13 protein-coding genes and 1 pseudogene are annotated in these 11,760 nt (G+C 71.1%); 7 read left to right on the top strand and 7 right to left on the bottom strand.

The features are described from left to right. The 3 genes and pseudogenes from HCK04_RS36955 to HCK04_RS36945 all read right to left on the bottom strand — a co-directional run. A pseudogene (locus tag HCK04_RS36955) lies at positions 1 to 418 on the bottom strand (hypothetical protein); the annotation flags it as partial. A gap of 113 nt (positions 419 to 531) precedes the next feature. Next, on the bottom strand, positions 532 to 1,410 hold the full coding sequence (locus tag HCK04_RS36950; protein WP_142651982.1) for a sugar kinase: 879 nt from the start codon (positions 1,408 to 1,410) through the stop codon (positions 532 to 534). A gap of 93 nt (positions 1,411 to 1,503) precedes the next feature. Further along, positions 1,504 to 2,049, bottom strand: coding sequence for a type 1 glutamine amidotransferase domain-containing protein (locus tag HCK04_RS36945; RefSeq protein ID WP_142651981.1), 546 nt, complete (start codon positions 2,047 to 2,049; stop codon positions 1,504 to 1,506). Positions 2,050 to 2,133: 84 nt separating this feature from the next. On the opposite strand from HCK04_RS36945, the gene HCK04_RS36940 reads away from it, so the two are divergent. Continuing rightward, on the top strand, positions 2,134 to 2,916 hold the full coding sequence (locus HCK04_RS36940) for a DUF72 domain-containing protein (RefSeq protein WP_142651980.1): 783 nt from the start codon (positions 2,134 to 2,136) through the stop codon (positions 2,914 to 2,916). Positions 2,917 to 2,970: 54 nt separating this feature from the next. Here HCK04_RS36940 and HCK04_RS36935 read toward each other — a convergent pair whose 3' ends face one another. After that, positions 2,971 to 3,441, bottom strand: coding sequence for a hypothetical protein (locus HCK04_RS36935; RefSeq protein WP_142651979.1), 471 nt, complete (start codon positions 3,439 to 3,441; stop codon positions 2,971 to 2,973). A gap of 223 nt (positions 3,442 to 3,664) precedes the next feature. On the opposite strand from HCK04_RS36935, the gene glnII reads away from it, so the two are divergent. From glnII to HCK04_RS36910, 5 genes are all read left to right on the top strand, one after another. Then, positions 3,665 to 4,678, top strand: coding sequence for a glutamine synthetase (glnII, locus tag HCK04_RS36930; protein ID WP_142651978.1), 1,014 nt, complete (start codon positions 3,665 to 3,667; stop codon positions 4,676 to 4,678). A 175-nt stretch (positions 4,679 to 4,853) separates the two neighbouring features. After that, a complete protein-coding gene (locus tag HCK04_RS36925; protein WP_142651977.1) occupies positions 4,854 to 5,786 on the top strand; it encodes a metal ABC transporter substrate-binding protein in 933 nt (310 codons plus the stop codon). Continuing rightward, positions 5,783 to 6,544 carry a metal ABC transporter ATP-binding protein gene (locus HCK04_RS36920; protein WP_142651976.1) on the top strand — a complete coding sequence of 254 codons (762 nt, stop codon included), beginning with the start codon at positions 5,783 to 5,785 and terminating at the stop codon, positions 6,542 to 6,544. The genes HCK04_RS36925 and HCK04_RS36920 overlap by 4 nt, the downstream gene beginning before the upstream one ends. Next, positions 6,541 to 7,422: a metal ABC transporter permease gene (locus HCK04_RS36915; RefSeq protein WP_142651975.1), complete on the top strand. Its 882-nt coding sequence runs from the start codon at positions 6,541 to 6,543 to the stop codon at positions 7,420 to 7,422. The genes HCK04_RS36920 and HCK04_RS36915 overlap by 4 nt, the downstream gene beginning before the upstream one ends. Then, positions 7,419 to 8,249: a metal ABC transporter permease gene (locus HCK04_RS36910; protein WP_142651974.1), complete on the top strand. Its 831-nt coding sequence runs from the start codon at positions 7,419 to 7,421 to the stop codon at positions 8,247 to 8,249. The genes HCK04_RS36915 and HCK04_RS36910 overlap by 4 nt, the downstream gene beginning before the upstream one ends. A 3-nt stretch (positions 8,250 to 8,252) precedes the next feature. On the opposite strand, the gene HCK04_RS36905 is transcribed toward HCK04_RS36910, so the two are convergent. Next, complete coding sequence (locus HCK04_RS36905; RefSeq protein WP_142651973.1) at positions 8,253 to 8,528, bottom strand: isoamylase early set domain-containing protein; 276 nt, start codon at positions 8,526 to 8,528, stop codon at positions 8,253 to 8,255. A 76-nt stretch (positions 8,529 to 8,604) separates the two neighbouring features. Next, positions 8,605 to 9,423, bottom strand: coding sequence for an SAM-dependent methyltransferase (locus HCK04_RS36900; protein ID WP_221890025.1), 819 nt, complete (start codon positions 9,421 to 9,423; stop codon positions 8,605 to 8,607). Positions 9,424 to 9,685: 262 nt separating this feature from the next. Here HCK04_RS36900 and HCK04_RS36895 point away from each other — a divergent pair, with 262 nt between their 5' ends. Then, positions 9,686 to 10,675: a zinc-binding dehydrogenase gene (locus HCK04_RS36895; protein WP_142651972.1), complete on the top strand. Its 990-nt coding sequence runs from the start codon at positions 9,686 to 9,688 to the stop codon at positions 10,673 to 10,675. Here HCK04_RS36895 and HCK04_RS36890 read toward each other — a convergent pair. Further along, positions 10,672 to 11,730, bottom strand: a complete 1,059-nt coding sequence (locus HCK04_RS36890) for a sulfite oxidase (RefSeq protein WP_142651971.1) — start codon at positions 11,728 to 11,730, stop codon at positions 10,672 to 10,674. The genes HCK04_RS36895 and HCK04_RS36890 overlap by 4 nt on opposite strands. Positions 11,731 to 11,760: the final 30 nt, after the last annotated feature.

The raw sequence follows: 11,760 nt of genomic DNA, 5'->3' as shown, positions 1-11,760 counted from the left end.
ACGCGGCGTTCGCGCCAGCGCCGTATGTGCCAGCGGCATTCGCACCGTCGGCAGCTCCACGGGCGGCACCCGCGTCAGATCCCGCACTGTCGGCGGTCCAACGCGCGGCATCCGCGCCAGCGCCGTCCATGCCAGCGGCATTCGCACCGGCGGCGTCCCTACGCCTGGGATCCGCACCATCGCTACCCGCGTTGTCGGGATCGGTGCCCGAGACGTCCGCCCCTGGGCCGCTCGTGGTCTCGGTGCTGGGCGCGTTGGCGGGCTGCCGGGGCCCGAAGTTGATGATCGGGAAGGGCTCGCGGGCGGATGAGCCGTCGGACGACCACAGCGGCGAATTGGCGATCAGACGGTCCCACCAGCCGTCGTCAGGCGTGTTCGAATGACGGGAGTGCTCGGGATCGATGTCGAACAGATCCATGGCACCCCCCAACAAGAGATTCGAAAGCTTGTATTAATTCTTTCGCGTCTTCGGGGCTAGTTCAAGATCAACTAGGAATCTCCTGGGATCACAGATTGAGGGGACCGCCCTGGTCACGGGGGGAGTTCGCCGCGGGTGGGGAGGCCCTGCCAGGAGCTGTGGCTGGCGACCGCGAAGGCGGCCACCGAGATGCCGCGCTTGAGGCGGTCCGCCGGGTGCAGGCCGTCCAGGATCGCGCTGAGGTAGCCGGCGACGAACGCGCCGCCGACCTCGGAGGGGTCGACGGAGGTCACGGGGGCGGCCTGGGTGTCGTAGCGCAGGCCCTCGACGGTGGCGCTGGCACCCTTGGCGCCCCGGGTCACGACCAGCTCGGGCCTGGACGCGAGGGCGGGCTCCACGAGCATGAGCTCGTCCTGGGTGGCGAAGAGCACGTCGGCCGAGGCGGCGAGCTCGGTGAGCCCCTGCCGGGCGTCCTCCACGCTCTCCCACAGGTTCGCGCGGTGGTTGACGTCCACGGAGACGAGCACGCCGGCGTCCTTGGCGATTTTGACGGCGTGGTGGACGGCGCTCCACGCGAGGCCGCTCAGCCCGAGGGTGACGCCGGTGACGTGCAGAATCCGTGCCGACTGGACGGCCTCACCGGGCACGTCGCCGGTCGACAGGTGTGACCCGGCCGAGCCCTCGCGGTAGTGGACGGCATGCGACGAACGGCCGATGCGCCGCTGGCGCAGGATCAGCCCGGTCGCCGCCGTCTCGTCCACCCGTACGTGGGAGACGTCGACGCCCTCGCCGCGCAGCACGGTCAGCGTGCGCATGCCGAGTTCGTCGGAGCTGACCCGGCCCAGCCAGCTCACCGTGTGGCCGAGCCGGGCAAGGCCGACCGCCGTGGTCAGCTCGGGCCCCTCCACGTCGAGACGGATGGTCATGTCATGCCGGAGCCGGTCGCCGGAGACGACGCCCAATGCCTCTCCGAGCGTGAAAACCTCGGTCATGCCGTAAGTCCGCGGGATCGCACCCGGAAAGCATGACAGAGCCTGATCCGCCCGGGAAAGCCCTGCCTCAGACGCCGAACTCAGGTGCCGAACTCAGGCGCCGAACGCGTCCACGGCGGCCTGGCAGAAGGCCTTCAGATCGTCCGGCTTACGGCTGGTCACCAGCGTGTTGGGACCGGCCGTGCAGACCACGACCTCCTGGTCCACCCAGGTCGCCCCCGCGTTGCGCAGGTCGGTCCGGAGGCTGGGCCACGAGGTCAGCGTGCGCCCGCGCACCACGTCGGCCTCCACGAGGATCCACGGCGCGTGGCAGATCGCCGCTACCGGCTTGCCCGCCTCGAAGAACTCCTTGACGAACCGTACGGCTTCGGGCCGAAGACGCAGGAAGTCGGGGTTGGCGACCCCTCCCGGGAGGACCAGGCCGTCGAAGTCGGCGGCGGAGACCTCCCCTGCCACGGTGTCCACGGGGAAGGTGTCGGCCTTGTCGAGGTGATGGAACGCCTGGATCTCCCCGCGTTCCACCGAGACCAGCCTCGGCGTGCCGCCCGCCTGCTGGACGGCCTTCCACGGCTCGGTGAGCTCGACCTGCTCGACCCCCTCCGGGGCGACGAGGAACGCGATCGTCTTGTCCTGGATCATTCGATGCTCCCCTCTTTTGCTCGTTCTTGACGTCGCGTGCCCCGATAACTGCGATCTATGCGGTCCGGTGGGTAGGGGACGGACATGCCCGTGCTGGTGGGAACCTCGGGGTGGCAGTACGCCGACTGGCGCGACCTCGTCTACGGCGGTGTGCCCCAGCGGCTGTGGCTGGAGAGGTACGGCGAGATCTTCGCCACGGTCGAGAACAACAACGCCTTCTATCGGCTGCCGAAGCGGGAGACGTTCGAGTCGTGGCGGGAGCGTACGCCGCCCGACTTCGTCATGGCGGTCAAGGCCAGCCGCTTCCTGACGCACATCAAACGGCTGAAGGACCCTGAGGAGCCGGTCGAGCGGCTGATGGGCGTGGCCGAGGGCCTCGGCCCGAAGCTGGGCCCCATCCTGCTGCAACTGCCGCCGACCCTGCAGGTGGACGCCGGGCGGCTGCGGGCCTGCCTGGCGCGGTTTCCGCGTGCCGTACGGGTCGCCGTCGAGCCGCGGCACGCCTCGTGGTGGACCGACGAGATCCGCTCGCTGCTGACCGAGTATGGGGCCGCGTTGTGCTGGGCGGACCGGCTCGGCCGGCCCGCCGGTCCTCTGTGGCGTACGGCCGGCTGGGTCTACCTGCGCTTCCACGAGGGAGCGGCGGAGCCCTGGCCGAACTATGGCCGGCGCGCGCTGAGCCACTGGGTGGACCGCCTGGGGGACGTGACGGACGCCTACGTCTACTTCAACAACGACCCCGGCGGCGCCGCCGTACGCAACGCGATCACCTTCGCGGAGCTGGCCCGCGCGCAGGGGCGGGACGTGCCCAGGGCGCGGCTTCCGGAGTCGGCTCCCGGGCGGACCCCCGAGCCCGTCCGGTCGTGACCGGACGGGCGAGTGCCACCCCGTCATGCCCCAGCGTGCCCCGGTATGGACAGATCAGGCGCGGTGGTCGTCGGTCGCGTGACGCCCGCCGGCCACCAGCTGGTCGCGGGACGACTGCTGAGCGGGCACCGACACGCGGTCGTGCGGCGCGGTGGGACGCTCGGCGCGCTCGGCCCGGTCGTCGACGCCGTCGCCATCCCGGTCGGTCTTGGGGGACGTCTCCAGGCGGCGCTCCAGGTCGCGCTTCTCGGCCTCCAGGCGGGACACGCGGTCCCGCTCCGCCAGGCGCGCCTCACGCTGCCGGCGGCGCTTCACGGCGGCGCGGCGCATGCCGCCGGTGATGAGCAGCAGGCCGACGACGAACACGGCGGCGGTCACGACGCCGGCGATGAACAGCTCGAACGGGCTGAGGTTGAACGTGCGGTCCAGGACCGTGATCGGCAGGGTGTTCGCGGTGTCGTTCACCGACACCTCGATCACGGCCGCCGCCGCGATCAGGACCAGAAGCAGGCCCAATAAGACCATCTGCGCTCACTCCCGGTGCGGTTGCGATTGGTTGACGCCCATCCGACTGCCCAAGAGAGCGGCGTTCATGTGTCAGGGGCACAACAGCTACTCATCGCACTGTCAAGGCAAAGAATGCGCGTTAACACTCTGGTTACAAACGGGCAAAGGTTACGAAATGCCAAAACGGCACTGTCGAGCGTGGCGGACGAACGCCAGGCCGCCTCGTTCGAAAGGGATCGACGTGACCTACAAGGCCGAGTACATCTGGATCGACGGCACGGAGCCGACCGCGAAGCTCCGGTCCAAGACCAAGGTTCTTGCCGACGGCGCCGAGCCGCCGGTGTGGGGCTTCGACGGGTCCAGCACCAACCAGGCCACCGGTCACTCCTCCGACCTGGTGCTCAAGCCGGTCTTCACCTGCCCCGACCCGATCCGCGGCGGTGACAACGTGCTGGTCCTGTGCGAGGTCCTGCACACCGACCTGACCCCGCACGCGACGAACACCCGCGCCGCGCTGGTCGAGGTGGCCGAGCGCTTCGCCGAGCAGGACTCGTGGTTCGGCATCGAGCAGGAGTACACCTTCTTCAAGGAGGGCCGCCCGCTCGGCTTCCCGCTGGGCGGCTTCCCCGCTCCGCAGGGCGGCTACTACTGCGGTGTCGGCGCCGACGAGGTGTTCGGCCGCGAGATCGTCGAGCTGCACCTCGACCGCTGCCTGGCCGCCGGCCTGAAGATCTCCGGCATCAACGCCGAGGTCATGCCCGGCCAGTGGGAGTTCCAGGTGGGCCCGGGGGGCCCGCTGGAGGTCGGCGACCACATGTGGGTCGCCCGCTGGCTGCTCTATCGGACCGCCGAGGAGTTCGACGTCGCCGCCACGCTCGACCCGAAGCCGGTGAAGGGCGACTGGAACGGCGCGGGCGCGCACACCAACTTCTCCACGAAGGCCATGCGTGAGGGCTACGAGCCGATCATCACGGCCTGCGAGGCCCTGGCCGACAACGCCATGGAGCACGTCAAGAACTACGGCCACGGCATCGAGGACCGCCTGACCGGCCACCACGAGACCGCTCCGTGGGACAAGTTCAGCTACGGCGTCTCCGACCGCGGCGCCTCGGTCCGCATCCCGTGGCAGGTCGAGGTGGAGAAGAAGGGCTACATCGAGGACCGTCGCCCCAACGCCAACGTCGACCCCTACGTCGTCACCCGCCTGATCGTCGACACCTGCTGCACGGCTCTGGAGAAGGCCGGCCAGGTCTGACGGTTCCTCCGTCTCTCTCCATCTCTCGTACGGCTCCCGCGTCTCGGCGCGGGAGCCGTACGTGTCTATGGCGGCGGGTCCCAAGTGCCCAAGTTGACAATGATTTTCATTTGCGGGACATTTGGGGGGGGATGTTTCCCGTGCCGACTTTGATATGCCGACTTGAGGATTCGTCGTGCTCTCGCCGCTCGCCCGTAGGTTGTCGTCCGCCGCGCTGATCGTGCTGTTCGCCCTGTCCGCGGGCGGCTGCGGCGGCGAGGACACGTCCGCGTCCTCTTCCGATCCGGCCCGGCCGCTGAGAGTGGTCGCGACCACCACGCAGGTGGCCGACTTCGCCCGCAACGTCGGCGGCGACCGGGTGAGCGTCCACCAACTGCTCAGGCCGAACGTCGATCCCCACGACTACGAGCCGTCCCCGGCGGACATGCGGGCCATCGCCGAGGCCGACGTGCTGGTCAAGAACGGCGTGGGCCTGGAGAAATGGCTCGACGAGACGATCTCGGCCGCCGGTTTCGACGGGCCCGTGGTCGACGCCTCCCAGGGCGTGCAGATCCGCGACGGCGACCCGCACATCTGGCACGACCCCCTCAACGCCAAGACGATGGTCGCCACGATCGAGAAGGGGTTCGCCGCCGCCGATCCGGGTGACGCCGCGGTCTACCAGGCCAACCAGGCGGCGTACGACGCGAAGCTGGACGCGCTCGACGGCGAGATCGCCAGGAAGATCGACTCCATCCCGCCCGACCGGCGCAAGCTGGTGACCAACCATGACGCCTTCGGCTACTACCTCGACCGTTACAAGCTGACCTTCGTCGGCTCGATCATTCCGAGCTTCGACACCTCGGCGGAGCTGTCCGCCAAGCAGGTGTCCGACCTCGTCGCCAAGATCAGGGAGACCGGGGTGGCCGCCGTCTTCTCGGAGGCGTCGCTGCCGCCCAAGACGGCCGAGGCGATCGGGCGCGAGGCCGGGGTGACGGTCGTGGCCGGGGAGGACGCCCTGTACGGCGACTCGCTGGGCCCCGAAGGGTCGGCCGGTGCGACCTACCTGCAGATGGAGGAGCACAATACCGACACCATCGTCAACGCGTTGAGGGGGACCGCCGCATGAGTGAGCGCGCGCCGACCCTGGTGCTCGACCGGGCGAGCGTGGCCTACGGCGACGTCCCGGTGCTGGAAGAACTGAACGGCGTCGTCCACGAGGGCGAGGCCGTGGCGCTGATCGGCCCGAACGGCGCCGGCAAGTCCACGTTCATCAAGGCGCTGCTCGGCCTGGTGCCGGTCGTACGCGGCAGGATCGAGGTGCTGGGCAGGCCCCCGGCGCAGGCCCGCCGCGACGTCGCCTACGTGCCGCAGGCCGACACGCTCGACCCGGACTTCCCGGTGTCGGTCGAGCAGGTGGTGATGATGGGCCGATATCGGCGGATCGGCTGGCTGCGCCGCCCCTCCGCCGACGACCGGGCCGAGGTGGCCGACGCCCTGGAGCGGGTCGGGCTGGCCGGGCGGGCCCGCGACCGGTTCGGCACGCTGTCGGGCGGGCAGCGCCAGCGGGTGCTGCTGGCCAGGGCCATCGCCGCCAAGCCGCGGATGCTGCTGCTCGACGAGCCGTTCAACGGCGTCGACGCGGTCAGCCAGCACGCGTTGCTGGAGGCGATCGGCTCGCTCAAGGCGCAGGGCGCCTCGGTCGTCGTCAGCACCCACGACCTCGCCATCGCCCACCTCGCCTGTGACGAGGTGTGCCTGCTCAACCGGCACCAGTTCGGCTTCGGCCCGACCGGCGACGTGCTGACGCCCGAGCGGCTGCGCGCGACGTACGGCGGGCACGCGCTCGAACTGCGCGGCGACCGCGTGATCGTGACCCAGACATGATGTTCTTCGAGCCGTTCCAGCTGCCCTTCATGGCGCGGGCGCTGATCGAACTGGTCGTCCTCGGCCTGCTCGCGGGCACGGTCGGCGTGCTGGTGCTGCTGCGCCGGCTCGCGTTCGTCAGCGACACCCTGACGCACACCGTCTTCCCCGGCGTCGTCATCGGCCACCTCATGGCCGGTGACGGCGGCATCTTCTGGGGCGCGCTGGCCGCCGGGGTCGTCACGGCCGTCCTGCTCACGCTGCTCACCCGGCGCCGCAGGGTGAGCGAGGACGCCGCCCTCGCCATGCTGCTGACCACGCTGTTCGCGGTCGGCGTCGTGATCGTGTCGCGGCAGACCGGCTTCACCTCCGACCTCACCGCGTTCCTGTTCGGGCGGGTGCTGACGGTCAGCGAGGCGCAGCTCGCGCAGACCGCCGTCGTGACGGTCGTGGTCGTGGCGTTGCTGGCGGTGCTGCGGCGGCCGCTGCTGCTGCGGGCCTTCGACCCCGAGGGCGCCCAGGCGGCCGGCGTACGCGTCGGACTGCTCGACCTGGTGCTGAATGTCGCGGTCGCGCTGGTGGTCGTGGCCGCCGTGAAGGCGGTCGGCACGATCCTCGTGATCGCGTTGCTCATCGTGCCGGCCGCGGCGGCGCGCAGCCTGTCGGACCGGCTCGCGGTCATCGTGCCGCTGGCCTGTCTCGTCGGCGCGGGCGCCGGGTGGCTGGGGCTGGTCGTGAGCTACGAGGCGTCGGTCGGGTATGGCATCAGGCTCGCCTCCGGCGCGACCGTGGTGCTCGTGCTGGTGGCGATGTACGGCCTGGCCCACGCCGTGGCGTACGTCCGCAGGAAGGCGGGCCTGAGCCGGGCCCGTCGCAGGTCGGTCCTGGAGGCGGCGTGAGCTGGCTCGACTCCACCGTCCACCGGGCCCTCGCAGAGGCCGTCCTGGTCGGCGCGCTGGGCGGGGTGGTCGGCGTCTTCGTGATCGCGCGGCGGCTGCCGTTCTTCACGATGGCACTCACGCACGCGACGTTCCCCGGCATCGTCGTCGCCGCCCTGCTCGGGGTGAACCTCTACCTCGGCGGCGGGCTGTTCGGGCTGCTGGTGGTCGCCGCCGTCCTGGCGTTCGGCCGGGGCCGCGGGCAGGACTTCACCACGGCCACCGGCATCGCGCTGTCGGGCGGCTTCGCGCTCGGCGTGGTGCTGGTGTCGTCGCAGGACGGCTTCACCAAGGACCTGGCGGCCTACACGGTGGGCGACGTCCTCGCCGTCGGCGCGGGCGACCTGGTGGCGACCACCGCCGTCGCCGCGGGCGTGCTGCTCGTGCTCGTCCTGGTGGGCAAGGAACTGCTGCTCGCGGCGTTCGACCCGGTGGGGGCGGCGGCGCTCGGGCTGCCCCTCGTGCTGCTCGACTTCGCGCTGCTCGCCGTCGTGGAGGTGACCGTCGTCGCCACCGTGCCCGCGCTGGGGACGATCCTCGCCGTGGCGCTGATCGTGGGCCCGGCCGCGACCGCCCGCCTGATCACCGACAGGCTCGCGCCGCTGTTCCCGCTCGCCGCCGGGATCGGGATCGCGTGCGCCCTGGCGGGTGTGTGGGTCTCCACACGGTGGAACGTCGCGACCGGGGCCTCCATCGCCCTGTTCGTGGGCCTGGTGTTCGGGGTGGTCTTCCTCGGCACCGCCGTACGCGACCGGGCCAGACGGGCCGTGGCCGCCAACCCGGCGTGAGAGTCAGAGGTGCAGCACGCTGCCCTGCTCGTCCACCTGATCGGCGCTGTCGTCGTCGAACCACACGCCGCCCGTGGCGAGGTAGCGGAACCGGTGCGCGCCGGGCGGGAGGATCACCGACACGGTGCGGGTGCCGTTCCTGCGCGGCAGCAGTTCGTGGCGGCCGGGCAGCCAGTCGTTGAAGTCGCCCACGACGCTGACCGTCCCGGAGGGCTCGTCAATGGGCAGGGCGAAGGTGACGCGGGTCTTCTGCCCGAACAACCTGGTGCGTTTGAGCATGTCGCATAGCCTGGCGTATTGCCCCTAAAGGAAGAAATAGGTACACGCAGGACGTAACACAATATTCACGGCCTTTTCAGGGCGTGCGGCCGACCCCGCAGAGGAACCACGTGGGCAGGTGGCGGCCGGCCTGGCGGGCGAGCAGGTTCTCGTCGTCGGGCCGCCACTCGTCCAGCGGCACGAGGCCCGGCTCGATGAGCCGGAAGCCGCCGAACAGCTCGTGGATCTGCTCGCGGCTCCGCAGCGTGACACCACTGCTGGCCTGCCGGTAGACGGCCGCCCCCTCGCGGGCGTCGCCCGCCCGTTCCTCGTCCGTGACGTGCGACAGCACGAGGTGGCTTCCCGGGGCGACGCACTCCCGCAGGCGGGCGACGAGCTCGGCCGGTTTGTCGTCGTCGGTCAGGAAGTGCACCACGGCCACGAGCAGGATGGCGACCGGCTCCGAGACGTCGATCAGCGACCGCAGCTCCGGGTCGGCGAGGATCTCCTCGGGACGCCGCAGGTCCCCGTGCACGGTGACGGTGGTGGCGGTGGTGCCCGACAACAGCGCCTGGGAGTGCGCGAGCACCACCGGGTCGTTGTCCACGTACGCCACCCGGACGCCGGGGTCCATCTCGTGCGCCACCTCGTGGACGCTGCCCTCGGTCGGCAGCCCGGTGCCGATGTCCACGAACTGCCGGATCCCTGCCTCGGCAACCAGATGGCGTACGGCCCGGCGCAGGAACGCGCGGTTGCGGCGGGCCAGCGCGGGGGCCTCGGGCGCGACCTTCATGATCCGCTCCGCGGCTTCCCGATCTGCCGCGAAGTTGTCCTTTCCGCCGAGGAAATAGTTGTACATGCGTGCGGGATTGGGGACGCCCGCATCGATACCGGGTGGCGGCGCGTCATCAGCCACGCAATGTCTCCTCACTCATGGTAGTAAAGAGGACTTGGTGCGAGCATAAGGGTCTCCGAGGGAAAACCCAACGAAGAACGCCATAACTCTGTGACTCCACTTTTTCGCCGGATTTCCGTGCGCGAAAGCGAGACACGCCACGGGCAGCGGCAGCTCGGCGGTCGGGAAGAGCGTGACAGCGAGCTCGCCGATCGGCTCACGCCGGGAGACCTAGGACCAGCGCCCGATGTGGAGACGCGGCCGGGAAACCTATAACGGACGCATGTACGCGATCAGATTGCACGCTTTCGGCCCCGCCGAGAATCTCGTCTACGAGGAGGCCGAGGATCCCGAGCCCGGGCCCGGCCAGGTGCGCGTGGCCGTACGGGCGGCGGGGGTGCACCTCGTCGACACCGTGTTGCGGGCCGGGAAGTACGGAGGCGGCCCGATCCCCGTCCCTGATTTGCCCACGATTCCCGGCCGTGAGGTCGCCGGGGTCGTCGACGCCGTCGGCCCAGAGGTCGATCCGGGCCTGATCGGCAGGCGGGTCGTGACCCACCTCGGCATGGTGCCCGGCGGATACGCCGAGCTGGCCGTACGGGACGCCGCGGCGATCCACGAGATCCCGGACGGCCTGGGGTACGGCGAGGCGGTGGCGATGATCGGCACCGGCCGGACCACGATGGGCATCCTCGACGTCGCGGAGATCCGGGCGGACGACGTCATGGTGGTGACGGCGGCCGCCGGGGGCATCGGCAACCTACTGGTGCAGGCGGGGGTGCGGGCCGGCGCCACGGTCGTGGGGCTCGCCGGCGGCCCGGCCAAGGTGAGCCGGGTGCGGGAGCTGGGCGCGCACCACGCCGTGGACTACACCGCTCCCGGCTGGCCCGACGAGGTGCGGGCGCTCCTCGGCGACCGGGAGGTCACGCTGGCGCTCGACGGCGTCGGCGGGACCATCGGACGGGCGACGCTGGAGCTGCTCGGCGTCGGCGGCAGGATCGTGCTGTTCGGCTGGTCGGACGCCGAGGGCGGCCCGACCGCGCTGACCACGGAGGACCTCTACCAGCGCGGCATCACCGCGGCGGTGGGGATCGGCCCGCGGGTGCTGAAGCGGCCGGGCGGCCTGCGGGGTCTGGAGGAGCGGGCGCTGGCCGCCGCGGGGTCGGGTGAGCTGGTCCCGCTGGTGCAGAGCTTCCCGCTCAAGGACGCCGCCGCCGCGCACGCCGCGCTGGAGACCCGCGCCACCACGGGCAAGGTCGTCCTCGTTCCCTAGGCGACCAGGACGGGGTGGGGGAGCACCGAGGTGTGGCAGTAGCCGAGGTCGTTCATGGGGGTGACCTCGGGCTGGGTGCGGCCGTGCTCGTCGGTGGCCCGCACCCGTACGACATGGGCGCCGGGGGCGGGGTCCCAGGTGAACCGCCAGCGGGTCCAGACGCCCGCGAGGCCGGGCCCGTCGAGGACGGCGGGCCGCCAGGGGCCGTCGTCGATCCGGTAGTCGACGGCGGTCACCCGGTCCTCCCCGGCGTACGCCCGGCCGCGGATCGTCTGCGGTCCTGGGTGCAGCCGCGCGGGCCAGGGCAGCTCGACCAGGCTCGCTACCGGCGTGGAGGTGATCGGCACGGCCGGACGTCCGGGGCCGACGATCACGTAGTCGTCGGTGTTCCACGGCACGCTCAGCGGCCGGTCGGACACCTCGATCCGGCCCACCCACTTGATGCTCGCCGCGCCGAGCCAGCCGGAGACCACCACGCGGGCCGGAAAGCCGTGGTCGGGCGGCAGGATCTCGCCGTTCAGGGCGAGCGCGAGCAGGGTGTCGGGGGCGAGGGCCTTGGCGAGGGGCATCGGGCGGCGTCCGCGCGCCTCGTCGAGCCCTTCCGGCATCACCTCGACGGCGGCGTCCGTGAGGCCGGCGGGTTCGAGCAGGTCGCGCAGCGGAATCCCGGTCCACTCGGCCGTGCCGATGGCGCCGCGGTGCCACTGCACGCCCTCGAACCGGTGGCCGTGCTCGGCGCCGAACAGGGCGCGCCGGTTGCCCGCGCACTCCAGGGTGCGGACGACGGACACGAGCGGGAACCGGCGCCACAGGTCGTCGTAGGTGTAGTCGATGGTCCGGCGCACGCCGCCGCCCTCCACGCGCAGCGTCCAGGTCTTCGGGTCGACGCGGGGGGTCGGGGCGTGGTTGCGGACGAAGAAGCGGTCGATGGGGGTGATCAGGCCCGGCAGGCGGTCGGGCCGGGCGCCGTAGTCGAGGCCGGTGCCGGCGTCCTCCATGAGGTCGGCGCTGATCGGCTTCACCACCGCCGTGCGGATGTCGCGTGTCGTACGCATCGGCCTTTCCTCTCCCGGCCGATGCGGTGA

The sequence above is a fragment of the Microbispora sp. CL1-1 genome, from assembly GCF_012034195.1.
Taxonomy (GTDB): domain Bacteria; phylum Actinomycetota; class Actinomycetes; order Streptosporangiales; family Streptosporangiaceae; genus Microbispora.
The sequence above is the reverse complement of the archived record's forward strand: the minus strand, read 5'-3'. Positions and strand labels throughout refer to the sequence as shown.

What these genes read in the sequence shown, in the direction of transcription:
- HCK04_RS36950 (WP_142651982.1), bottom strand. Translation starts at nt 1,410, where the DNA reads ATGACCGAGGTTTTCACGCTCGGAGAGGCATTGGGCGTCGTCTCCGGC.
- HCK04_RS36945 (WP_142651981.1), bottom strand. Translation starts at nt 2,049, where the DNA reads ATGATCCAGGACAAGACGATCGCGTTCCTCGTCGCCCCGGAGGGGGTC.
- HCK04_RS36940 (WP_142651980.1), top strand. Translation starts at nt 2,134, where the DNA reads ATGCCCGTGCTGGTGGGAACCTCGGGGTGGCAGTACGCCGACTGGCGC.
- HCK04_RS36935 (WP_142651979.1), bottom strand. Translation starts at nt 3,441, where the DNA reads ATGGTCTTATTGGGCCTGCTTCTGGTCCTGATCGCGGCGGCGGCCGTG.
- HCK04_RS36920 (WP_142651976.1), top strand. Translation starts at nt 5,783, where the DNA reads ATGAGTGAGCGCGCGCCGACCCTGGTGCTCGACCGGGCGAGCGTGGCC.
- HCK04_RS36915 (WP_142651975.1), top strand. Translation starts at nt 6,541, where the DNA reads ATGATGTTCTTCGAGCCGTTCCAGCTGCCCTTCATGGCGCGGGCGCTG.
- HCK04_RS36905 (WP_142651973.1), bottom strand. Translation starts at nt 8,528, where the DNA reads ATGCTCAAACGCACCAGGTTGTTCGGGCAGAAGACCCGCGTCACCTTC.
- HCK04_RS36895 (WP_142651972.1), top strand. Translation starts at nt 9,686, where the DNA reads ATGTACGCGATCAGATTGCACGCTTTCGGCCCCGCCGAGAATCTCGTC.
- HCK04_RS36890 (WP_142651971.1), bottom strand. Translation starts at nt 11,730, where the DNA reads ATGCGTACGACACGCGACATCCGCACGGCGGTGGTGAAGCCGATCAGC.